16 protein-coding genes, 1 tRNA gene and 1 pseudogene are annotated in these 21,963 nt (G+C 73.8%); 13 read left to right on the top strand and 5 right to left on the bottom strand.

Annotated elements, in window-relative coordinates:
- Nucleotides 1–56: 56 nt before the first annotated feature.
- Nucleotides 57–1,403 carry a UDP-N-acetylglucosamine 1-carboxyvinyltransferase gene (gene murA / locus ACFRAV_RS03195; protein ID WP_108955123.1) on the bottom strand — a complete coding sequence of 449 codons (1,347 nt, stop codon included), beginning with the start codon at nt 1,401–1,403 and terminating at the stop codon, nt 57–59.
- A gap of 266 nt (nt 1,404–1,669) precedes the next feature.
- Between murA and ACFRAV_RS03190 the strand changes: the two genes are divergently transcribed.
- The 6 genes from ACFRAV_RS03190 to ACFRAV_RS03165 all read left to right on the top strand — a co-directional run bounded on the left by ACFRAV_RS03190 (nt 1,670) and on the right by ACFRAV_RS03165 (nt 9,362).
- Complete coding sequence (locus tag ACFRAV_RS03190; RefSeq protein ID WP_382551096.1) at nt 1,670–2,230, top strand: YqgE/AlgH family protein; 561 nt, start codon at nt 1,670–1,672, stop codon at nt 2,228–2,230.
- Between the two features lie 73 nt (nt 2,231–2,303).
- The gene (locus ACFRAV_RS03185; RefSeq protein ID WP_170145114.1) at nt 2,304–2,600 is read left to right on the top strand and encodes a DUF3039 domain-containing protein; all 297 of its coding nucleotides are present in this window, start codon (nt 2,304–2,306) and stop codon (nt 2,598–2,600) included.
- A 31-nt stretch (nt 2,601–2,631) separates the two neighbouring features.
- Nucleotides 2,632–4,233 (top strand): beta-N-acetylhexosaminidase, encoded by a 1,602-nt coding sequence (locus ACFRAV_RS03180; RefSeq protein ID WP_382551130.1) that lies wholly within the window; start codon nt 2,632–2,634, stop codon nt 4,231–4,233.
- Nucleotides 4,234–4,729: 496 nt separating this feature from the next.
- Nucleotides 4,730–5,743: an FAD binding domain-containing protein gene (locus ACFRAV_RS03175; RefSeq protein ID WP_382551092.1), complete on the top strand. Its 1,014-nt coding sequence runs from the start codon at nt 4,730–4,732 to the stop codon at nt 5,741–5,743.
- On the top strand, nt 5,740–7,074 hold the full coding sequence (locus ACFRAV_RS03170; protein ID WP_382551090.1) for a 2Fe-2S iron-sulfur cluster-binding protein: 1,335 nt from the start codon (nt 5,740–5,742) through the stop codon (nt 7,072–7,074). Before ACFRAV_RS03175 ends, ACFRAV_RS03170 begins: the two co-directional genes overlap by 4 nt.
- The gene (locus tag ACFRAV_RS03165; RefSeq protein WP_382551088.1) at nt 7,071–9,362 is read left to right on the top strand and encodes a molybdopterin cofactor-binding domain-containing protein; all 2,292 of its coding nucleotides are present in this window, start codon (nt 7,071–7,073) and stop codon (nt 9,360–9,362) included. The genes ACFRAV_RS03170 and ACFRAV_RS03165 overlap by 4 nt, the downstream gene beginning before the upstream one ends.
- A gap of 26 nt (nt 9,363–9,388) precedes the next feature.
- Here the strand turns inward: ACFRAV_RS03165 and ACFRAV_RS03160 are convergent, their stop codons facing one another.
- Together ACFRAV_RS03160 and ACFRAV_RS03155 are read right to left on the bottom strand one after the other, a co-directional pair.
- The gene (locus ACFRAV_RS03160; RefSeq protein ID WP_382551085.1) at nt 9,389–9,970 is read right to left on the bottom strand and encodes a hypothetical protein; all 582 of its coding nucleotides are present in this window, start codon (nt 9,968–9,970) and stop codon (nt 9,389–9,391) included.
- A 232-nt stretch (nt 9,971–10,202) separates the two neighbouring features.
- A tRNA-Cys gene (locus tag ACFRAV_RS03155) sits at nt 10,203–10,277 on the bottom strand.
- A gap of 160 nt (nt 10,278–10,437) precedes the next feature.
- On the opposite strand from ACFRAV_RS03155, the gene ACFRAV_RS03150 reads away from it, so the two are divergent.
- The 5 genes from ACFRAV_RS03150 (at nt 10,438) to ACFRAV_RS03130 (ending at nt 18,726) form a co-directional block, all read left to right on the top strand.
- Nucleotides 10,438–11,985 carry an MFS transporter gene (locus ACFRAV_RS03150; protein WP_382551081.1) on the top strand — a complete coding sequence of 516 codons (1,548 nt, stop codon included), beginning with the start codon at nt 10,438–10,440 and terminating at the stop codon, nt 11,983–11,985.
- A gap of 75 nt (nt 11,986–12,060) precedes the next feature.
- On the top strand, nt 12,061–12,261 hold the full coding sequence (locus tag ACFRAV_RS03145; RefSeq protein ID WP_382551078.1) for a CopG family transcriptional regulator: 201 nt from the start codon (nt 12,061–12,063) through the stop codon (nt 12,259–12,261).
- Entirely contained in the window at nt 12,258–12,662 is a 405-nt protein-coding gene (locus tag ACFRAV_RS03140; RefSeq protein ID WP_382551076.1) for a type II toxin-antitoxin system death-on-curing family toxin, read from the top strand. Before ACFRAV_RS03145 ends, ACFRAV_RS03140 begins: the two co-directional genes overlap by 4 nt.
- Before the next feature lie 110 nt (nt 12,663–12,772).
- Nucleotides 12,773–14,578, top strand: a complete 1,806-nt coding sequence (locus ACFRAV_RS03135; RefSeq protein WP_382551073.1) for a DEAD/DEAH box helicase — start codon at nt 12,773–12,775, stop codon at nt 14,576–14,578.
- A gap of 182 nt (nt 14,579–14,760) precedes the next feature.
- The gene (locus ACFRAV_RS03130) at nt 14,761–18,726 is read left to right on the top strand and encodes a hypothetical protein (RefSeq protein ID WP_382551069.1); all 3,966 of its coding nucleotides are present in this window, start codon (nt 14,761–14,763) and stop codon (nt 18,724–18,726) included.
- A gap of 64 nt (nt 18,727–18,790) precedes the next feature.
- Here the strand turns inward: ACFRAV_RS03130 and ACFRAV_RS03125 are convergent, their stop codons facing one another.
- Entirely contained in the window at nt 18,791–19,426 is a 636-nt protein-coding gene (locus ACFRAV_RS03125; RefSeq protein WP_382551067.1) for an IclR family transcriptional regulator, read from the bottom strand.
- Nucleotides 19,427–19,640: 214 nt separating this feature from the next.
- On the opposite strand from ACFRAV_RS03125, the gene ACFRAV_RS03120 reads away from it, so the two are divergent.
- Nucleotides 19,641–21,026, top strand: coding sequence for an FAD-binding oxidoreductase (locus ACFRAV_RS03120; RefSeq protein ID WP_382551064.1), 1,386 nt, complete (start codon nt 19,641–19,643; stop codon nt 21,024–21,026).
- Nucleotides 21,027–21,061: 35 nt separating this feature from the next.
- Here ACFRAV_RS03120 and ACFRAV_RS03115 read toward each other — a convergent pair whose 3' ends face one another.
- Nucleotides 21,062–21,481 (bottom strand): SsgA family sporulation/cell division regulator, encoded by a 420-nt coding sequence (locus ACFRAV_RS03115; protein ID WP_382551062.1) that lies wholly within the window; start codon nt 21,479–21,481, stop codon nt 21,062–21,064.
- A gap of 265 nt (nt 21,482–21,746) precedes the next feature.
- Here ACFRAV_RS03115 and ACFRAV_RS03110 point away from each other — a divergent pair.
- Nucleotides 21,747–21,869: pseudogene (locus tag ACFRAV_RS03110) on the top strand (DUF2510 domain-containing protein); the annotation flags it as partial.
- Nucleotides 21,870–21,963 lie beyond the last annotated feature (94 nt).

Raw genomic sequence — 21,963 nt, 5'->3', positions numbered from 1 at the left:
CCCCCCTGGGGGGTGGCCGCCCTTCTGCGTGCGCGCGGGGCCCGGGGCCCGCCGGCTCAGCCGAGCGGCTTGCCGGGGAGCTCCACCTTGGCGCCCAGGGCGACGAGCTTGTCCATGAAGTTCTCGTAGCCGCGGTTGATCAGCTCGATGCCGTGGACCTTGGAGGTGCCCTCCGCGGCCAGCGCGGCGATCAGGTACGAGAACCCGCCCCGCAGGTCGGGGATGACCAGGTCCGCGCCCTGCAGCCGGGTCGGGCCCGACACCACCGCGGAGTGCAGGAAGTTCCGCTGCCCGAACCGGCAGTGGGAGCCGCCCAGGCACTCGCGGTAGAGCTGGATGTGCGCGCCCATCTGGTTCAGCGCGGAGGTGAAGCCGAGGCGGGACTCGTAGACCGTCTCGTGGATGATCGACAGGCCGGTGGCCTGCGTCAGGGCGACGACCAGCGGCTGCTGCCAGTCCGTCTGGAATCCGGGGTGGACGTCCGTCTCCAGCGCGATCGACTTCAGCTCGCCGCCGGGGTGCCAGAAGCGGATGCCCTCGTCGTCGATCTCGAAGGCGCCGCCGACCTTCCGGTAGGTGTTCAGGAAGGTCATCATCGACCGCTGCTGCGCGCCGCGGACGTAGATGTTGCCGCGCGTGGCCAGCGCCGCGGACGCCCACGAGGCGGCCTCCAGGCGGTCCGGCAGCGCGCGGTGGGTGTAACCGCCCAGCTCGTCGACACCGGTGATCCGGATGGTCCGGTCGGTGTCCATCGCGATGATCGCGCCCATCTTCTGCAGCACGCAGATGAGGTCCTCGATCTCCGGCTCGACCGCCGCGTTGGAGAGCTCGGTCACACCCTCGGCCAGCACGGCCGTCAGCAGCACCTGCTCGGTGGCGCCCACCGACGGGTAGGGCAGCCGGATCTTGGTGCCGCGCAGCCGCTGCGGGGCCTCCAGGTACTGGCCGTCGGCCCGCTTCTCGATGCGCGCGCCGAACTGCCGCAGCACCTCGAAGTGGAAGTCGATCGGCCGGCCGCCGATGTCGCAGCCGCCCAGGCCCGGGATGAACGCGTGGCCCAGGCGGTGCAGCAGCGGGCCGCACAGCAGGATCGGGATGCGGGAGGAGCCGGCGTGCGCGTCGATGTCGGCGACGTTCGCGCTCTCCACGTGGGACGGGTCCATGACCAGCTCGCCCGGCTCCTCGCCGGGACGGACCGTCACGCCGTGCAGCTGCAGCAGACCCCGCACGACGCGGACGTCGCGGATGTCGGGGACGTTGCGCAGCCGGCTCGGGCCGGAACCGAGGAGGGCGGCGACCATGGCCTTCGGCACGAGGTTCTTCGCACCGCGGACACGGATCTCGCCCTCCAGCGGGGTGCCGCCATGGACAAGGAGTACGTCGTCAGAGCCGTTGACGGTCATGAATCTCGCGTTCCGATCGGATGGGCAGGGGGCCGGAAGGCCGTTTCTGGGGCGCGTCCGGAGAGCTAGCGTAATGGCCGCCCACCGCGTTGACGGAAGTCCGAGCCCGGGAGCCCGCACCCTGGCCTCCGTCGGCGATCGGCCGGCCGGCACGCAGGTGAACGGTGGGGAACGAGGTGCGTACACGGCGTCACCGGAACGTGCCGTTCACCCTGGTACCCCCTCCGGAGCTTCCCAGGCCGGCCCGATGCGCCATCATGGCGGGCATGACCGAGGTGTCCTCGCTCACAGGCCGGCTGCTCGTCGCGACGCCCGCGCTGGCGGACCCCCACTTCGCGCGCGCCGTGGTGCTGCTGCTCGACCACGACGGCCAGGGCTCGCTGGGCGTGGTGCTCAACCGGCCGACGCCGGTCGACGTGGCCGACATCCTCGACGACTGGGCGCGGTACGCGGGCGCGCCGCCGGTCGTCTTCCAGGGCGGGCCGGTCCAGCTCGACTCCGCGCTGGGCGTCGCCGTGGTCCCGGGCGGCGAGGGCCCGCCGGGCTGGCGGCGGGTGCACGGCGCCATCGGCCTGGTCGACCTGGAGACGCCGCCCGAGACGCTGGGCGCGGCGCTCGGCTCGCTGCGGATCTTCGCCGGGTACGCCGGGTGGGGCCCCGGCCAGCTGGAGGACGAGCTGACCGAGGGCGCCTGGTACGTGGTCGAGTCCGAACCGGGGGACGTCTCCTCGCCCGCCCCCGAGCGGCTGTGGCGCGACGTGCTGCGCCGCCAGCGCGGCGAGCTGGCCATGATCGCCACCTACCCGGACGACCCCTCCCTCAACTGACGCCCGCGGGCCTGCCCGGAAGCGGCGTCCGGCCCTGCCGCCACCGGCACTCGTCCCGGTACTCTTGGCACCCATGAGCACTCTCGAGCCCGAGCGCGGCACCGGCACCGGCACGCTGGTCGAACCGACCCCGAAGACGTCGCACGGCGACGGCGACCACGAGCGCTTCGCCCACTACGTCCAGAAGGACAAGATCATGGCGAGCGCGCTGGACGGCACGCCCGTCGTGGCGCTCTGCGGCAAGGTCTGGGTACCGGGGCGCGACCCCAAGAAGTACCCGGTGTGCCCCATGTGCAAGGAGATCTACGAGTCCATGGGCGCCGGCGGCGACGACCAGGGCGGCAAGGGCGGCGGCAAGGGCGGCAAGTAGCCGGACCCCGCACCGTCCGCGCCGCGTGACCATGCGCCGAACGAACACCGCCGGCCTCGTGCCGCTCCCCGTGACCGCCGGTCTCCCCGGCGGTCACGGCTGTGTGCTGGAGCCGGACACCACCCTGTGGGCGGCGCCCGGCACCGAGCACGTCGCCCACTGGCTGCGCTCCGTCCTCGGCGCCGTGTACGCGCTGCCCCTGCCGCCCGGCCCCGCCGACCGCGGCCTGCGCCTGCTGCTCGACGACGCCCTCGCGCCCGAGGCGTACCGACTGCGGGCCGGCGCGGACACCGGCGTGGAGATCGTGGGCGGCTCCCCGGCCGGCGTCTTCTGGGGCGCCCAGACGCTGCGTCAGCTGCTCGGGCCCGACGCCTTCCGCCGTGCCCCCGTGCGCCCCGGACAGGCCGCCGTGGTCCCCGCCGTCCGGATCGAGGACGCGCCCCGGTTCCGCTGGCGCGGGTTGCTGCTCGACGTCGCCCGGCACTTCATGCCCAAGGACGGCGTGCTGCGGATCGTCGACCTGATGGCCGCCCACAAGCTGAACGTCCTGCACCTGCACCTCACCGACGACCAGGGCTGGCGGATCGAGATCCGCCGCCACCCCCGGCTCACCGAGGCCGGCGCCTGGCGCCCGCGCACCAAGCTGGGCCACCGCGCCTCCCCGCTGTGGGACGAGCGCCCGCACGGCGGCTTCTACACCCAGGACGACCTGCGGGAGATCGTCGCCTACGCGGCGGCGCGGCACGTGAGCGTCGTGCCCGAGATCGACCTGCCCGGACACTCGCAGGCCGCCGTCGCCGCCTACCCCGAGCTGGGCAACACCGACGTGGTGGACACCGCCGCGCTCGGCGTGTGGGACACCTGGGGCATCAGCCCGAACGTCCTCGCCCCCACCGAGCGGGTGCTGCGCTTCTACGAGGAGGTGCTGGAGGAGGTTCTGGAGATCTTTCCGTCGCCTTTCGTGCACCTCGGCGGGGACGAGTGCCCCAAGGAGCAGTGGCGCGCCTCCGCGGTGGCGCAGGCGCGGATCCGCGAGCTGGGCGTCGGCGACGAGGACGGCCTGCAGGCCTGGTTCATGGGCCACTTCGCCCGGTGGCTGGCCGAGCGCGGGCGGCGGATGACCGGCTGGGACGAGATCCTCGACGGCGGCCGCCCGCTGCCGCCCGGCGTCGTGGTGTCGTCCTGGCGGGGCTACGAGGGCGGTCTCGCGGCGGCCCGGGCCGGCCACGACGTGGTCGTCTGCCCCGAGCAGCACGTGTACCTCGACCACCGCCAGGCGGCGGGTGACGACGAACCGGTGCCGCTGGGGTTCGTCCGTACGGTGGAGGACGTCCACGCCTTCGACCCGGCGCCCGGCGAGCTCGCCGGGTACCCGGAGCGGGTCCTGGGGGCGCAGGCCAACCTGTGGACCGAAGTCGTCGAGGACGGGCGGCGGGCCGACTACCAGCTCTTCCCGCGGCTCGCGGCCTTCGCCGAGGTCGTCTGGTCCGCCGACCGGCGCGACTTCCCCGAACGGCTCGCCGCCCACCTGCCCCGCCTGGGCGCCTTCGGCGTCGAACACCGCCCCGTTGACGGTCCCCACCCCTGGCAGCGCCGCCCCGGCCTGGCCGGCCGCCCCCTGCCGGGGCCGTGACGCACCGCGCGCCGCTGGGGTGGTGGCGCGCGGCTTGCTGCGGGGTGGTGGTTCGCCGCATGCTGCCGGGGCCGTGACGCGCGGCTTGCCGCGGGGGCGGTGACGCGCCGCCCGCTGCGGAGTGGTGGCGCGCCGCTTGCCGCTGGGGATGGTGACGTGCCGCCTGTTGCCGGGGCGGTGACGCGCCGCCCGCCGCGGGGGTGGTGGCGCGCGGCTTGCTGCGGGGTGGTGGCGCGCCGCTTGCCGCTGGGGCCGTGACACGCCACCTGCTGCCGGGGTGGTGACGTGTCGCCCGTTGCCGGGGCCGTGACGCGCCGCGCGCCGCCGGAGCGGTGAGCCGCCGCCTGCTGCGGGGGGCGGTGGTGCGCCGCGTGCCGCCTGTTGCCGGGGCGGTGACGCGCCGCGCCGGGCGCCGGGCCCTCGCCGCCGGCCGTCGCGTCGCCCCGGGCGGCATGCCCGGCAAAGGAGCGGGGGGTGGCGACAGGTGGGCACGGGGATGTGCCAGAGTTGCCACGTCCGCCCTGTCAGCACGTACCGTACGGCCATACGCCGCGGAACAGGCACGAGGCGGTTCCAGGCCGGGGGAAGCGGGAAGGGGCAAGCCGGTTTGACCACGCACACACCGCACGCGCCGCAGGCGCCGCAGGCCGTCACACTGCCCGCCTCGCTGGACGAGGCCGTCGACGCGCTCGCCGCCACGCCCACCGCCGTCCCCGTCGCCGGGGGCACCGACCTGATGGCCGCCGTCAACTCCGGCCGCCTGCGCCCCTCCGCCCTCGTCGGCCTCGGCCGCATCGCCGAGATCCGCGGCTGGCAGTACCAGGACGGACACGCCCTGCTCGGCGCCGGCCTCACCCACGCCCGCATGGGCCGCCCCGACTTCGCCGCGCTGATCCCCGGCCTGGCCGCCGCCGCCCGAACGGCCGGACCGCCGCAGATCCGCAACGCCGGCACCCTCGGCGGCAACATCGCCTCCGCCGCGCCCACCGGCGACGCGCTGCCGGTGCTGGCCGCGCTGGAGGCCACGGTGATCGTCGCCGGCCCCGGCGGAGCCCGCCGCGAGGTGCCCGTCTCCCACCTGCTGGCCGGCGTGGAGATGCTCCGCGGCGGCGAACTGATCGGCTACGTGAGGGTCCCGCTGCTGCACGCCCCGCAGGTGTTCCTGAAGGCGACCGGCCGCACCGGCCCCGGCCGGGCCAGCGCCTCCGTCGCCCTGGTCCTCGACCCGGCCCGCCGCTCGGTGCGCTGCGCGGTCGGCGCCGTCGCCCCGATGCCGCTGCGGCCGCTGGAGGCCGAGCAGTGGATCGCCGGCCTCATCGACTGGGACGACAACCGGGCCCTGGTCCCGGACGCCGTCACCGCCTTCGGCGACTACGTGGCCGCCGCCTGCATCCCCGACCCGGCCCCCGCCGAGGACGGCTCCGTGCAGCAGCTGCCGCCCGCCGTCCTGCACCTGCGGCGCACCGTCGCCGCGCTGGCCCGGCGAGCACTGGGGAGGGCTCTGTCGTGACCGACGACCAGCACGAGGGGAACGAGACCCCGGGCGGCCCGAGCCGCTGGGACCCGCTGCCCCAGGGCGAGTACGACGACGGCGCCACCGCCTTCGTTCAGCTGCCCGAGGGCGGCATCGACGCGCTGCTCGCCGCCCCCGGCCACGGCTTCGTGCCGCCGCGCATAACGGCGGTCCCGCACGCCGCGGACACCGCCGACCCGGCCGCGCCGACGCCGCCCGCCGCCTGGCACCAGCCGGACGCCGTGCCGCACCAGCCGGACGCCGCACCGCACCGGCCGGACGCGGGCCCGCACCAGGACACCGGCCACCACCAGGCCGCCGCGGCGCCGCAGAGCCAGGAGATCCCCGCCCAGTGGTCCGACGCCGCGGGCTACCCGGACGCCGGCCACCAGTGGGGACAGACCGAGAAGCCCTACGACACCGGCGCGTGGAACACCGCCCACGCGCCCGGCGCCTGGGAGTCCGACCACGCCCAGGCGTGGATCCCGCAGCAGCACCCCGAGGACGCCTCGGAGCGCCTGCCGCAGGCACCCGGGCACGAGGACACCGGTGCCGCGCCGTCCGACGACGGCACCGGCGCCGCGCCCTCCGACGAGGTCCCGGGCGAGGCGCCCGTGCCTGAGCACGCCGGGGCCGTGGGCGTCGCCGAGCCCTACGCGGCCGACCTTTCCGACGCGGCCGAGCCCTACCCGTCGGCCGACGACGAGCCGCCCCTGCACGCCCCGCTCCACGACGACCATCCCCTCGCCTCGTACGTGCTGCGCGTCAACGGCGCGGACCGCCCCGTCACCGACGCGTGGCTCGGCGAGTCGCTGCTCTACGTGCTGCGCGAGCGGCTCGGCCTGGCCGGCGCCAAGGACGGCTGCTCGCAGGGCGAGTGCGGCGCCTGCAACGTGCAGGTGGACGGCCGGCTGGTCGCCTCCTGCCTGGTGCCCGCCGTGACCACGGCCGGCAGCGAGGTGCGCACCGTCGAAGGACTGCCGGACGAGACCGGGCAGCCCTCCGACGTGCAGCGCGCGCTGGCCCGCTGCGGGGCCGTGCAGTGCGGATTCTGCATCCCCGGCATGGCGATGACCGTGCACGACCTGCTCGAACGCAACCCCGCGCCGACCCGCCTGGACGCCCGCACCGCGCTCAGCGGCAACCTCTGCCGCTGCTCCGGCTACGGCGGCGTGCTGGACGCCGTGGAGGAGGTCGTCGCCGAGCGCCACGCCCGGCAGGAGGCGGAGGCCGAGGCCGGGACGGGCGGCGAGGGCCGTCATCACGACGGCGCGGCCGCCGGGTCCGCCGCCGGGTACGAGGACGCCGAGGACGGAGGCCACGCGTGAACTACGACACCGTCGCCGTCGACGCCGACGGAGGCCTTCCCTTCCACGGCATCGGCGCGTCCGTGCCCCGTGACGACGTCGACGCCAAGACGTCCGGCACCTTCGCGTACGCCGCCGACCTGTGGGCCGAGGGTCTGCTGTGGGCCGCCGTGCTCCGCTCCCCGCACCCGCACGCGCGGATCCTGTCCGTCGACACCACGCACGCCCGCGAGATGCCCGGCGTGCACGCCGTGATCACCGCCGAGGACGTGCCCGGCGAGGCGCTGCACGGGCGGGGCAGGGGCGACCGCCCGGTCTTCGCCTCCGAGGTCGTGCGCCACCACGGCGAGGCGATCGCCGCGGTCGCCGCCGACCACCCCGACACGGCGCGGATGGCCGCCGCCGCGGTGATGGTCGAGTACGAGATCCTCGAACCGGTCACCGACCCCGAGCACGCCTTCGAGGCCGAGCCGCTGCACCCCGACGGCAACCTGCTGCGGCACATCCCGCTGCGCCGCGGCGACCCGGAGGCCACCGGGGAGATCGTCGTCGAGGGCACCTATCGGATCGGCCGTCAGGACCCCGCCCCCATCGGCGCGGAGGCCGGCCTGGCCGTGCCGCGGCCGGACGGCGGCGTCGAGTTCTACGTCGGCTCCACCGACCCGCACGCCCACCGCGACGCGGCCGCCGCCTGCTTCGGCCTGGAGCCCGAGCGGGTCAGGGTCGTCGTCACCGGCGTGCCCGGCGCGGACGCCGACCGCGAGGACCCCGCCTTCCTGCTGCCGCTCGGCCTGCTCGCGCTGCGCACCGGCTGCCCGGTGAAGCTGGCGGCGAGCCGTGAGGACTCCTTCCTCGGCCACACCCACCGCCACCCGACGCTGCTGCGCTACCGGCACCACGCCGACGGGCAGGGGCGGCTGGTCAAGGTGGAGGCGCAGATCCTGTTGGACGGCGGTGCGTACGCGGATTCCTCCGCCGAGGCGCTGGCCGCCGCGGTGTCCTTCGCCTGCGGCCCGTACGTGGTGCCCAACGCGTTCGTCGAGGGCTGGGCGGTGCGCACCAACAACCCGCCGTCCGGGTACGTCCGCGGCGAGGGCGCGATGCAGGTGTGCGCGGCGTACGAGGCGCAGATGGACAAGGTCGCCCGCAAGCTGGGCGCCGACCCCGCCGAGGTGCGGGCCCGGAACGTGCTCGCCACCGGCGACGTGCTGCCCACCGGGCAGACCGTGACCTGCCCCGCCCCGGTCGCCGAGCTGCTGGCCGCGGTGCGGGAGGCGCCGATGCCGGAGCTGCCCAAGGACACCCCGGTCGAGGAGTGGCTGCTGCCCGGCGGCCCGGAGGGTCCCGGCGACCCGTCCGCGGTGCGGCGCGGCGTCGGCTACGGGCTCGGCATGGTGCACCTGCTGGGCGCGGAGGGCTCCGACGAGGTCGCCACCGCGACGGTGAAGGTCAAGGACGGCGTGGGCACGGTGCTGTGCGCCGCGGTCGAGTACGGGCAGGGCTTCACCACGCTGGCCCGGCAGATCGTGCAGGAGGTCCTCGGCCTCGAGGACGTCGTGGTCGCCCCCGTCGACACCGACCAGCCGCCGGCCGGCGCGGGCAGCCGGGGCCGGCACACCTGGGTCTCGGCGGGCGCCGTCGAGCGCGCCGCGAAGATGGTCCGCACGCAGTTGCTGCAGCCGCTGGCCGACAAGTTCGGCATGTCCACGGAGCTGCTGCAGATCAGCGAGGGGAAGATCACCTCGTACGACGGACTGCTGTCCACCACGGTGGTCGAGGCGCTGGAGGGCAGCGAACTCTGGGCCACCGCGCAGTGCCGCCCCCACCCGACGGAGCCGCTGGACGCGGACGGGCAGGGCGACGCCTACGTCGGTCTCGTCTTCTGCGCGGTGCGGGCGGTCGTCGACGTGGACGTCGAGGTCGGCGCGGTGCGGGTGGTCGAGCTGGCGGTCGCGCAGGACGTGGGGCGGGTGCTGAACCCCGCCCAGGTGCGGGCCCGGATCGAGGCGGGGCTCACGCAGGGCGTGGGCATCGCGCTCACCGAGAACCTCCGCACCCAGCGGGGGCTGGTGCGCCATCCCGACCTGGGCGGGTACGCGCTGCCGACCGCGCTGGACGCGCCGGACGTGCGGCTGGTCCGGCTCGTCGAGGAGCGTGACGTGGTCGCCCCGTTCGGCGCCAAGTCCGTCTCCACGGTGCCGGTGGTGACCGCGCCGGCCGCCATCGCCTCCGCCGTCCGCGCCGCGACCGGCCGCCTCGTCAACCGCCTCCCCATCCGCCCCCAGGCCGCGGTCGTCACGGGACAGTAGAGCGGGCCCCGGCCCCCTCGGTCCGGTCAGTCGGCGTCCGGGGGCGAGTACGGCTTCTGCGGAACGGGCGGCGTGGGCGGGCTGAGGTCCGGGTCGTCCTCGTCCAGGCGCTCGGGGACCTTGCCGTCGCAGGGCCCGGAGGCGTTCACCACGAGGCCGCCCTTCGCCTTCGTCTTCCGCTGGAGCTCCTTCGGCAGCTCGTCGGCCCCGGTGATGATCCGCCAGACACCGGCCGTCAGGAAGGTGCCGTCGGTGGACACCTCGCCGCCCTTGTTGTCGACCTTCCACCCGCGGTCGACGAGCCGGTCCACGACCGCACGCAGCTCCGCCTCGCCCGGCACCTCCTCGCTCACGGCGAAGGCGTCGATCCTGCAGAGCTCCTCGCTCTCGGAGGGCAGCTCGTCCACCTTCGCGTCGAGGCCCGCGGTGGCGAACCTCACGTCACGCTTCACCTGCCGCGCGTCCTTGACCGGAGCGGACGCCTCCGGCTTCGACGCCGAGGGGGCGGGGGCCTTCGCGGTGTCGTCGGATGCTCCGCATCCCGTGATCGTGACCATCAGGGCGGCGCCGCACAGTGCGGGCCAAGCTGCGGGGTGTCGTCGTCCCATACGTCTCGCCTTTCGCCGGCACGGGACCCGTGGAACCGGCGCCCGAACCCCGGTGGCCGGCCGCTCCGTCCGGGCACGTGGCATCGGGGGTGGTGGCGCACATCGTACTGATCATGTACCGATCACGTGACCGAATAAGTTCCAGTCGCAGCAGTCGCAGTCGCCTGCGTCAGGTCGGCCGGCGGACGCACCGTGCCCCGCCGGGCTCGGAGGCCGGGCGGGGCACGGTGGGTGGAGACCGCGGCGGGATTCGAACCCGCGTGCCTGGAGTTGCAGTCCAGTCCCTGGGCCACTCGGGCACGCGGTCCTGTGTGGCGACGAGGACGACGCTACGACCCCCGGGACGCGGCCTCAAGGCATCCGGCCCCCGTGCAACACGACTGCCACACGCCGTTCATGAACCCGCCGCGGCGACCGCCGGGGGGAGGACAGGAGCCACTGTCGGGCGCGCCCCTTACAGTGGCGGCATGACCAGCCGTCCTCGCCCTCTCGGCCCGTCGCGCGGCAGCGGCGGCGACATCACCAAGGGACCCGGAAAGGGACCCGGAAAGGGACCCGTCCAGGGACCCGCCAAGGGCTCCGCCGAAGACCCTGCCGAGGGCGCCGCCGCCCCGGACCCGCTCGACACCCGGCCCGAGGAGTCCGTGCTCGGACGCTCCTACCGGGCCCTCAGCATCGGCATCGTCTCCGTCGTCCTGCTGATCGCCTTCGAGGCGACCGCCGTCGGCACCGCGATGCCGGTCGCCGCGCGCGAGCTGAACGGCGTGGCGCTGTACGCCTTCGCGTTCTCCGCGTTCTTCACCACCAGCCTCTTCGGCATGGTGGTGTCCGGCCAGTGGGCCGACCGCCGCGGCCCGCTCGGCCCCGTCGCCCTCGGCATCGCCGCGTTCGGCGCGGGCCTGGTGGTGTCCGGGCTGGCCGGGGCGATGTGGGTCTTCGTGCTGGGCCGCGCCGTGCAGGGCCTTGGCGGGGGCCTGGTGATCGTCGCGTTGTACGTGGTGATCCGCCGCGCCTACCCCGAGCGGCTGCGCCCCGCCATCATGGCCGCGTTCGCCGCGAGCTGGGTGGTCCCCTCGGTGGTCGGACCGCTCGCCTCCGGCGCCGTCACCGAACACCTCGGCTGGCGCTACGTGTTCCTCGGCATCCCGGTGATAGTCCTGCTGCCGCTCGCCCTGGCGCTGCCGGAGATCCGCCGCCGCGCGGCCGGACCGGCCGGGGAGGGGATCACCGCGGACCCCCGCCGCATCCGTCTCGCGCTCGCCGTCTCGCTCGGCGCGGGCCTGTTCCAGTTCGCCGCGCAGGACCTGCGGTGGATCTCCCTGCTGCCCGCCGCTCTCGGCGTGGCCCTGCTGGTGCCGGCCGTGCGCGGACTGCTGCCGCCCGGCACCTGGCGTTCGGCGCGGGGCCTGCCCTCCGTGGTGCTGCTGCGGGGCGTGGCGTCCGGGGCGTTCATCGGGGCGGAGTCGTTCATCCCGCTGATGCTGGTCACCGAGCGCGGGCTGACACCGACCTGGGCGGGGTACTCCCTGGCGGCCGGCGGCATCACCTGGGCCACCGGGTCCTGGGTGCAGTCCCGGCCCCGGCTGCAGCCGCACCGCGAGCGGCTGGTGACCCTCGGCATGACGCTGGTCGTGCTCGCCATCGCCGGCGTGCCCACCGTGCTGATCGACGCGGTGCCCGCCTGGACGGTGGCCGCGGTGTGGGCGGTCGGCTGCTTCGGCATGGGCCTGGTCATCGCCTCCACCAGCGTCCTGCTGCTGAAGCTGTCCCCGCCGCACGAGGCCGGCGTGAACTCCGCCGCCCTGCAGATCTCCGACGGCCTGGCCAACGCCCTGCTCCTCGCCGTGGCCGGCGCCGCCTTCGCCGCCCTCGGCGGCGGCACCGTCGCCGCCCACGCCGCGGCGGCCTCCGGCGGCTCCCACCCGGCCGCGTTCGCCGCCGTCTTCGCCCTGGCCGCCCTGCTCGCGCTCGGCGGCATCCAGGTCACCCGCCGCCTGCGGGCGGTGGAGGGATAGCGGACGGACCGACGGGAGCTGTACGGGACACGTGATCCAGTACCAGTCTGGTACCAGCATTGGTACCGTTCTGGTATGGCTATGAACCTGCGTCTCCGCGACGACCAGACCGAGGCCCTGAAGCTCCGCGCCGAGGAGGAGGGCGTGAGCATGCACGCCATCGTGCTCAAGGCCGTCGACGACTACCTGGCCCGCACGGCGCACGACGCACTGGTGCGCAGGGCCGCGCAGGAGCAGACCGCCAAGTGGGCCGAGCTCCTGGAGCGGCTGAAGTGAGCGTGGTGTACCTCAGCTCCGAGAACGTCCTGGAGATCGCCGACATGGCGGTCGACGACCAGCAGGTCCGGGTCCGCGACGCGGGCCTGCTGGAATCGGCGGTGCACCGGCCGTCGGCCGCCATGTTCGGGCAGGAGGCGTATCCGGGCCTGTTCGAGAAGGCGGCGGCGCTGCTCCAGTCCCTCGCCGTCAACCACCCCTTCGTGGACGGCAACAAGCGCACCGCCTGGGTGTCCTGCATGGTCTTCCTGGCGATCAACGGGGTGCAACTGCGCCCCGACATCGACGCGGGCGAACGCCTGGTCGTCGCGGTGTCGACCGGACACATGGACGAGCTCAAGGAGATCGCCCTGGCGCTGGAGGACCTCAGGGACGAGCACCCGGCCGCCGGCCCGGTGTGAGGTCGGTCCCATCCGGGGTAGGCGCGGTGTGCTAGCGGCGGGGAGGCAGCCGCGCCGCCGATAAGGTTGCTCGGTCGTCCTCGCGTAACCGATCCCCTGAACCGGAGACCGTGACTACTTCCGCCGGATACAGCGTCCCCGCCCCCTCGCACCACCTGTCGCCCGCCTTCCCCGGCCGCGCCCCCTGGGGCACGGCGGGCAAGCTGCGCGCCTGGCAGCAGGGGGCTCTGCAGAGGTACATCGAGGAGCAGCCCCGCGACTTCCTCGCGGTCGCCACCCCCGGCGCCGGAAAGACGACCTTCGCGCTCACCCTCGCCTCCTGGCTGCTGCACCACCACGTCGTCCAGCAGGTCACCGTGGTGGCGCCCACCGAGCACCTGAAGAAGCAGTGGGCCGAGGCCGCCGCCCGGATAGGGATCAAGCTCGACCCCGAGTACAGCGCGGGCCCGCTGGGCCGCGAGTACCACGGCGTGGCCGTCACCTACGCGGGCGTCGGCGTGCGCCCCATGCTGCACCGCAACCGCGTCGAGCAGCGCAAGACCCTGGTGATCCTCGACGAGATCCACCACGCGGGCGACTCCAAGTCCTGGGGCGAGGCGTGCCTGGAGGCGTTCGAGCCGGCCACCCGCCGGCTCGCGCTCACCGGTACGCCCTTCCGGTCCGACACCAACCCCATCCCCTTCGTCACCTACGAGGAGGGCAACGACGGCATCCGCCGCTCCTCCGCCGACTACACCTACGGCTACGGCTCCGCCCTCGGCGACGGCGTCGTCCGCCCGGTGATCTTCCTGTCCTACAGCGGCAACATGCGCTGGCGGACCAAGGCCGGCGACGAGATCGAGGCCCGGCTCGGCGAGCCGATGACCAAGGACGCCGTCAGCCAGGCCTGGCGCACCGCGCTCGACCCCAAGGGCGAGTGGATGCCCGCCGTGCTGCGCGCCGCCGACCAGCGGCTCACCGAGGTCCGCAAGGGCATCCCCGACGCCGGCGCGCTGGTGATCGCCTCCGACCAGGAGTCGGCCCGCGCCTACGCCAAGCTGATCCGCGACATCACCGGCGAGAAGGCCACCCTGGTGCTGTCCGACGACAGCGGAGCCTCGCAGCGCATCGACGACTTCAGCGCGAGCGAGGAGCGGTGGATGGTCGCCGTCCGCATGGTGTCCGAGGGCGTCGACGTCCCGCGCCTGGCGGTCGGCGTGTACGCCACCACCATCTCCACCCCGCTGTTCTTCGCCCAGGCCGTGGGCCGCTTCGTGCGTTCCCGCCGCCGCGGCGAGACCGCGTCCGTCTTCCTCCCGACCGTGCCGGACCTGCTGACCTTCGCCAACGAGATGGAGAAGGAACGCGACCACGCCCTCGACCGGCCCAAGAAGCACGGCGAGGAGGACCCGTACGCGGAGTCCGAGAAGGAGATGGCCGAGGCCAACAAGGAGCAGGACGAGGACACCGGCGAGCAGGACATGCTGCCCTTCGAGGCGCTGGAGTCCGACGCGGTGTTCGACCGCGTGCTGTACGACGGCGCCGAGTTCGGGATGCAGGCGCACCCGGGCAGCGAGGAGGAGCAGGACTACCTCGGCATCCCCGGACTGCTCGAACCCGACCAGGTCCAGCTGCTCCTGCAGAAGCGGCAGCAGCGGCAGATCGCGCACAGCAAGCGCAAGCCGTCGGAGGAGGCCGACCTGCTGGAGCTGCCCGCCGACCGGCGGCCGGTGGTCAGCCACAAGGAGATGATGGAGCTGCGCCGCCAGCTCAACAACCTGGTCGGTGCGTACGTCCACCAGAGCGGCAAGCCGCACGGAGTGATCCACACCGAACTGCGCCGGGTCTGCGGCGGACCGCCGGCCGCGGAGGCCACCGCCGGCCAGCTCCACGCCCGCATCGCCAAGGTCCAGGAATGGGCCACCCGCATGCGCTGACGCTCCGGGCAACGCCGACAAGGCTCACCGATCGACAGTTCCCTGGTTCCCCGGACCCGGTCGGCACCGCGGCATAGAGTACGAATGGGTCGTCACCGAAGTCCCATGAGACTCGGGACACCCTGGTCTGAGTCGGAGGGCCTGGTACCGGGCCGCGTTCGTCGGAGAGGTGTGGCCTCCAGGTGTCGGTGGACCGGGTCGACGTTTTGGTCATCGCCACGTTGCCGGAGGAGCTGGCGGAGGCGAAGGCCGCAGGCCTCGCCGGAGTGTTCGCAGACCCTGGCGTGGCGCGGTGGGAGGAGCGCGGCGCGGGGGGACCGGCCCCGTACTGGTGGGGTGAGTACCGCCGGGCGGACGGCCGAAGCCTGTCGGTGGCGTTGGCGCGGTCGACGCACATGGGCAGCCGCGAAACGGCGCCGCTCGTGACCAGGTTGACCCAGCTGCTGCAGCCCGGATGCCTGGCCATGTGCGGGGTGTGCGCGGGCAACCCCGACGACATGGCACAAGGTGACGTCGTGGTGGCCGACCCGGTCTACGAATGGGACGAGGGCAAGCAGTCCCCGACGGGGCTGAAGGGCGACCACCGGCAGTTACGGCTGGACCACCGTTGGCTCCACGCCGTGCAGGACTTCACTCCCGCAGGGCTGCCCAGTCACCGCCCGGCCGACGCCGAGGACGCGCTGCCGTGGCTGCTGGAACGGCTGCACCGGGGCCAGGACCCTCGGAGCCATCCCGCGCGTCGCCGGTACTTCCCGGAAGGCACCTGGAGGGCGCGGCTGCAGCAGTGGGAACAAGAAGGACTGATCCGCCGCGCCCGGACCGGCTTGGAGTTGACCGACCAGGGCGCCGAGCTGGTGGAGGGGTTGCTGTACGACGACGTGGACGGGCCGCGGCATCTGCCGTTCGAGGTGGTGGCGGGCCCGATGGCCTCGGGAAGCGCCGTCGTCGACGATCCCGGACTGTGGGCCCGGCTGCAGCACATGGGCGTGCGGAAGATCGCCGCGGTGGAGATGGAGGCCGCCACCGTCGCCACGGTGGCGCACCAGCATCGGGTGCCGTACTGGCTGATCGCCAAGGGCGTCATGGATCACGCCTTCCACAAGGACGATCGGTACAAGCGGTTCGCGGCCCGCGCCTCGGCCGAGGTGCTGTACGCCCTGCTCGCCCAGTTGCTGCCCACCGCCGAAGCCGACAGCAGTGGACACGTCCCGTCGATCGCGCCCTTCGTCCGGATCGACGACGCCGACATCTACGGTGACGGCGACCCGGGGACCGTCGCCTTGCAGCGTGATGAGTACGACGCCGCCACGACCGCCCCGCTGCCCGAGTTCCACGAGGTCGTCGATCACCTGAACACGCGCCGCATCGCCCGCGTCTGCGGGGAGTCGGGCACGGGAAAGACCACGATGGCGGCCATGGTCGGACGTGACGCCACGCGGGTCGACGCGGCCTTCTACGTCGACCTGGCGAGTCTCAACGCACCGTTCGGCGTCGCCGACACGGCTCTGCTGCTCGACCGCCTCACCGCTCTCGACGAACCGGGCAGACTGATCGTCGTCGACAACACACACCTCGACGGACGGCTGGAACGGGCCGTCGTCAATCACTGGCGGGCCACCTGCGGCCGCGGTTTCCTGCTGCTGCTCTCCCGGCGGGAAGAGCACGACAACCGCGTGCCGGCCGTGAGGCTCACCGTCAGCGACAGGTCGCTGCTCGCCGTGTGGCGTCGCACGGACGCCTTCGCCCGTACCGCCCTGGCCCTGCCGTCGGACGGCGCCCTCCTGAGATGGAAGGAGACGTTCCCCGACCTGGTGACGTTCGCCCTCGCGATGCGCGGAAGCATCGGCCGGCTGGCGGCCGGCGCGACCACGCTCTCCCAGCAGGACGCCGTCGCCTTCATCCGCACGCGGTACCTCACCGGCCGCAGCGCCGAGGAGGAGGAGAATCTGCGCCGCCTGGCCACCGCCGGACGGTACGAGTTCGGTCTCAGCTCCATCTCGCTCGCCTCCGAGGGCCTGTCGAAGCTCGTCACGGAAGGTCTCGTCCACTCCCGCAAGCGCTACTACACCCTGGGGCATCCGGCTGTGGCGCGGCTGCTGCTGCACGCGCTGGGCGTGGCGGCCGACTTCGCGGAGCTGAAGCAGATCGCGGTCACCGAACCGTATGTCGCCTGCGGGATCGCCTCGCGACTCCTCCATGCCGGACGCCGCACCGACGCCGCCCGGCTGCTCGCGCACCTGGTCGAGAACGGCGTCATCCGCGAGCACGTCCTCGCCGAGTGCAATCTGCCCAACCTGTCCCGCACGACACGCCTGCTCGTCTCCGTCGGTGTCGCCCAGCTCCCGGACATCGACCACCAGCTTTCACTGGAGCGGGAACTCCTCGCCACCAAGGTGCAGCAGTCCTCACCGACCGACATCATGCACTTCCTGCAGTTCCTCAAGCTGCTGCCGCGAACCACCGCCTTGTTCAGCACACTGCTCAAGCAGCCGGCGGTACGGCAGGAGTTCATAGCCTGGTCCTACGACGCGCCGGTCTGGTCCTTGCTGAACGTCGGGATAGCCGCCCGCCGGTTCGACGACGAGTTGGGCAGGAAGCTGCTCGCCGTCTTCTTCACCACCCGGGCCGCCGACGTGGCGGAGCGCATCAGCCAGGCCAGCGCAGGCGACCTGGCCAGCTGCTGCCGGGCCGGCGAGATCGTGGAACGGGAAGCCGAGTTCGTCGCCGTCATGTCGGAGCGGGTCGGCGCGTCGATCTCCGAGGTGGTGCGCCACTGCATCCGCCGGGGACCCGACGAGGTGATCCAGTACCACTCCTTCCTGCAGCGGAGATGCCCGGAGCTGGCGACAGCGTTCCGGGACCGGCTCGCGAGCGCCGAGACCTGGCCCGAACTCGGCGACGGCCTCGCCAACAGACACGTCGGGCTGCTGCTTCGCCTGTGGGCGTGGGCGGACACCCACGGGCAGGCCGAGCTGAGCGTGCGCCTCGAGAAGGTCATCGGCGACCGCCTGCGAGGCGACACGCTCGCCTGGGATCTGCCGCTGCTCACCGCGAACGACTTCGCCGCCCTCTTCGCGGCGGCCGGCAGGTCCCGGACGCTCGGCGGAGCGCTCCCGGCGGTGCGCCGGTGTCTGGGCGAACACCTGGACATCGTGGCCCGGAGCACCCTCGCACGCGGGTTGGAGCAGTACGTGCTCCTGTCCGACGCCCTCGCTTCCCATGCGCCGGAGCTGGCCTCGGACTTCCGTCGTCAGCTGCTGAGCGTCGAGCTCCGTGAGCTCGCCGAAGCACAGGAGCGGCGCGCGCCCGTGAACCTGGTCGAGACCGTCCGCGGGTGGGCCGCGGACGGTCCCTCCGCCCCGGAGGAACTCGTCCAGGAAGAAGGGACTGCCGCGACCTCCGCCGCCGCTCGGGCGATCTCGCGCATCGCCGTCGGCGCGGCCTACCGGACCTCGGACGCCGTCTTCGAGGAACGCGGTTTCGCCGGCAGCGAGGAATGCCGGGCCGCCCTGCGACCGGCCGGCCTCACCGCCCCGGCCGTCATCGGGCGGCACCTCGTCCTCGCCTCACGCCCGGCCCTCGCCGACGGGGCGGAGGCGCTCGCCGCGTTCGCCGGGCTGCACCGGTCCGAGCGTCACTTCGCGCTGGTCGGCGCGATCCGGATGATCGGTACCCGGCCGGCGGACGAAAGGGAGTTCTGGGGCACGCTGCTCTCCGCCACGGACGCCGTGCTCACGCCGCCGGTCCGGCGTTCGCTGTTCGGGGCGAGCGCGGGTCGCGCGCTGGCCGTCGCGAGAGGACTCGGCGGGGCCGAGCCCGGGGCGAAGGAATCCGTACCGAAGCTGTGCGCGGCCATCGTCCGCGACTGGTACGGCGCGAGCGCGGCGGAACTGGCGACTCCGCACCTCGAGGGCATGCTGCACGCCTACGCGCGCGACCCGGGCAGCGCATCGCCACCGCTGCTGCCGTATCAGGCGCTCTCCATGGCACATGCGCTCCGGGCGATGGGCCGCGGGAACACGCACCTGGAGTCGAAGCTGGTCACCACGTTGCGGCGCGAGGTCACGCAGAACATGAGCGCCGTCCACCGCCAGCGCTTCGCGGCGTGGGCCGATTACTCCGACATCGCCTCGGCCGCGCTGGCTTGAGCGGGGCAGGGCGCGCCCCAGGCCCTTGCCCGCGGGGCGCCCCGGGTGCCGTGACGCGAGGCGGTCAGCCCAGGGCCTCGGCGACCTCGCGGGCCGCCTCGACGACGCGGGGGCCCACGCGTTCGGGGACCGCGTCGGAGAGCATGACGACGCCCACGCTGCCCTCGACCCCGGTGACCCCCAGCAGAGGCGCCGCCGCCGCGCACGCACCGCTGTCGCCCTCGCCGCGCACGAGGGTGAACCCGGGGTCCGCCTCGTGGCGCGCGGCGAGGATCGCCCGGCCCGCCGCGCCCTGGTCCAGGCGGTGCCGGTGACCGGGCCGGTGGGCCACGTGGAAGTCCGTCCACGTCGGCTCCGCCACCGCGACCGTCAGCGCCTCCGCGCCGTCGACCAGGGTGAGGTGGGCGGTCGCCCCGATGTCCTCGGCGAGCGACCGCAGCGCCGGCAGCGCCGCCTCCCGGACCAGCGGATGCACCTGGCGGCCCAGCCGCAGCACGCCCAGGCCCACCCGGGCCCGGCCGCCGAGGTCACGGCGTATCAGCGAATGCTGCTCGAGCGTGGCGAGCAGGCGGTACACCACCGTCCGGTTGACCCCGAGCCGCTGGGAGAGCTCGGTGACGGTCAGCCCGTGATCGGTGTCTGCGAGGAGTTTGAGGACACGCAGTCCTCTGTCGAGAGTCTGGGAGGTCTCCGCGGTCACGACACCCACTCCTTCGGTGGTGAGGTCGGCGGCCGGCGCCGGCAGGCGTGCATCACGCGCCGGGGCGACGCTGCCACGGGCCGTGTTCGTGGGCGCGAGATTAGCGAAGCCGGTCCGCTGAGCGGAAGATGCCGTCCAGAATCCGGGCAGGACGCGACGACCCGCCGGTCGCGCGAGGGTTCCGCGACCGGCGGGCCGCTGCCACCCTGACCTCATGAGCCGTGACCCCCTGATCACCGACCTGATCACCCGACTGCTGGACGGCCTTCCCGAGGACGCCGTCCTGACCGACCCCGACGTCACCGCCTCCTACTCGCACGACATGGCCAGCTTCTGCCCGGCGGGCGTCCCCGCCGTCGTGGTCCTGCCGCGCACCACCGAACAGGTCCAGCACGTCATGCGCACCGCCACCGAGCTGCGCGTGCCCGTCGTGCCGCAGGGCGCCCGGTCCGGACTGTCCGGCGCCGCCAACGCCAGCGACGGCTGCATCGTCCTGTCGCTGATCAGGATGGACCGCGTCCTGGAGATCAACGCCGTCGACCGCTACGCCGTCGTCGAGCCCGGCGTGATCAACGCCGACCTCTCCCGCGCGGTCGAGGAGAAGGGGCTCTGCTACCCGCCGGACCCGTCGAGCTGGGAGATGTGCACCATCGGCGGCAACATCGGCACCGCCTCCGGCGGCCTGTGCTGCGTCAAGTACGGCGTCACGGCCGAGTACGTCCTCGGCCTGAAGGTCGTGCTGGCCGACGGCCGGCTGCTCACCACCGGACGCCGCACCGCCAAGGGCGTCGCCGGGTACGACCTGACCCGTCTGTTCGTCGGCTCCGAGGGGTCGCTGGGCGTGGTGGTCGAGGCGGTCCTCGCACTCAAGCCGAAGCCGCCCCAACAGCTCGTGCTGGCGGCCGAGTTCAGCTCGGCCGCGGCGGCCGGCGACGCCGTCTGCCGGATCATGGAGGGCGGTCACGTGCCCTCGCTGCTGGAACTGATGGACCGCACCACCCTCAAGGCCGTCAACGACCTCGCCAGGATGGGCCTGCCCGAGGAGACCGAGGCGCTGCTGCTCGCCGCGTTCGACACCGCCGACCCGTCCGCCGACCTGGCCGCGGTCGGCGCCCTGTGCGAGGCGGCCGGCGCCACCCAGGTGGTTCCCGCCGAAACCCCCGCCGAGTCCGAACTCCTCCTCAAAGCACGCCGGTTGAGCCTGATCGCGCTGGAGGCCGTCAAGGGCGCCACGATGATCGACGACGTGTGCGTGCCGCGCTCGCGGCTCACCGAGATGCTGGAGGGCGTCGAACGCATCGCCGCCAAGTTCCAGCTCACCATCGGCGTCTGCGCCCACGCGGGCGACGGCAACACCCACCCCACCGTCTGCTTCGACGCCGCCGACCCCGAGGAGTCCCGGCGCGCCCGGGAGTCCTTCGACGAGATCATGGCGCTCGGCCTGGAACTGGGCGGCACCATCACCGGCGAACACGGGGTCGGCGTCCTGAAGAAGGAATGGCTGGCCCGCGAGGCCGGACCGGTGGCCATGGAACTCCAGCGGGCCGTGAAGGACGCCTTCGACCCGCTCGGGCTGCTGAACCCCGGCAAGCTGTTCTGACGCCGGGGCCGTGAGGCCCGGACGTGCACGGCGCCTCACTCCAGGGCGAGCAGCTCGGCCAGCGGGCCGTCCAGGTCGAGCAGCTCGCCCTCCCGTCCCCGGGGCACCATCCGCAGGGTGTGCGCCAGCCAGCCGGCCACCTCCCCGGCGGGCGCCTCCAGCAGCGCGTCCCCGCACGGCGAGGAGAGCGCCAGCAGCATCACCGGCGCGCCGCCCTCCACACCGCGCCCCGGCCACACCCGCACGTCCCCCTGACCGCAGGCCCTGAACCGGCCCTCCATCAGCAGGTCGCGGGCGAACGACCAGTGCACCGGCCGGTCGGTGCCGCTGTGGAAGGCCACGTGCACGGCGAACGGGTCGTCGGTGCCGTACCGCAGCCGTGCGGTGACCGGCGCGTGCTGCTCCGCCGACACGATCAACGTCATGGTCAGCTCTCGTTCCACCACGGTCCGCATGATGGGGCTCCTCTCCAGGCGGCTGTGCGTCTTCGTGGAAGGAGAGGGCCGTGCGCCCCGGGCATTACGCGACTCGCGGAGGTTTTTCCGCTCGCCGTCTCCCCGCCCTTCCTCACGCTCCAAGGGACCACCGATCCGGGTGAACCCGCAGCGAAGATCAACCCGTTCGGGGCTCGTACGGCCGGACGGGCAGTGCCGGGTGCGCCGTTCTGGTATGTGTGGGTAACCCGATTCGAATCCCGAGCAGATACCGGACACGACGGACATGAGTGCGCCCACCCCGGCCCCCGGTGACGACACGCCCCGTGAGGGTTACTACCCGGACCCGTCCATCCCCGGATACGTCCGGTACTGGAACGGCTCGGCCTGGGTGCCGGGCACCAGCCGCCCGGCCCCGACGGACGGACGGCCGCTGCCCCCGCCGCCGGGTGTGACGCCCCAGGCGCCCGCCCGGCCCGCGGCCCCCGGTCCCGCGCCCACGC

The organism is Streptomyces sp. NPDC056600, from assembly GCF_042792855.1.
In the GTDB taxonomy this organism is placed as follows: Bacteria; Actinomycetota; Actinomycetes; order Streptomycetales; family Streptomycetaceae; genus Streptomyces.
Note: the sequence above shows the minus strand (reverse complement) of the source record. Positions and strands in the feature narration are given on the sequence as shown.

Excerpts from the sequence above, each read along its gene's own strand:
- ACFRAV_RS03180 (WP_382551130.1), top strand. The coding sequence starts at position 2,632 with ATGCGCCGAACGAACACCGCCGGCCTCGTGCCGCTCCCCGTGACCGCC.
- ACFRAV_RS03190 (WP_382551096.1), top strand. The coding sequence starts at position 1,670 with ATGACCGAGGTGTCCTCGCTCACAGGCCGGCTGCTCGTCGCGACGCCC.
- ACFRAV_RS03145 (WP_382551078.1), top strand. The coding sequence starts at position 12,061 with ATGGCTATGAACCTGCGTCTCCGCGACGACCAGACCGAGGCCCTGAAG.
- murA (WP_108955123.1), bottom strand. The coding sequence starts at position 1,403 with ATGACCGTCAACGGCTCTGACGACGTACTCCTTGTCCATGGCGGCACC.
- ACFRAV_RS03115 (WP_382551062.1), bottom strand. The coding sequence starts at position 21,481 with ATGCGGACCGTGGTGGAACGAGAGCTGACCATGACGTTGATCGTGTCG.
- ACFRAV_RS03160 (WP_382551085.1), bottom strand. The coding sequence starts at position 9,970 with ATGGGACGACGACACCCCGCAGCTTGGCCCGCACTGTGCGGCGCCGCC.
- ACFRAV_RS03150 (WP_382551081.1), top strand. The coding sequence starts at position 10,438 with ATGACCAGCCGTCCTCGCCCTCTCGGCCCGTCGCGCGGCAGCGGCGGC.
- ACFRAV_RS03120 (WP_382551064.1), top strand. The coding sequence starts at position 19,641 with ATGAGCCGTGACCCCCTGATCACCGACCTGATCACCCGACTGCTGGAC.
- ACFRAV_RS03185 (WP_170145114.1), top strand. The coding sequence starts at position 2,304 with ATGAGCACTCTCGAGCCCGAGCGCGGCACCGGCACCGGCACGCTGGTC.
- ACFRAV_RS03175 (WP_382551092.1), top strand. The coding sequence starts at position 4,730 with ATGTGCCAGAGTTGCCACGTCCGCCCTGTCAGCACGTACCGTACGGCC.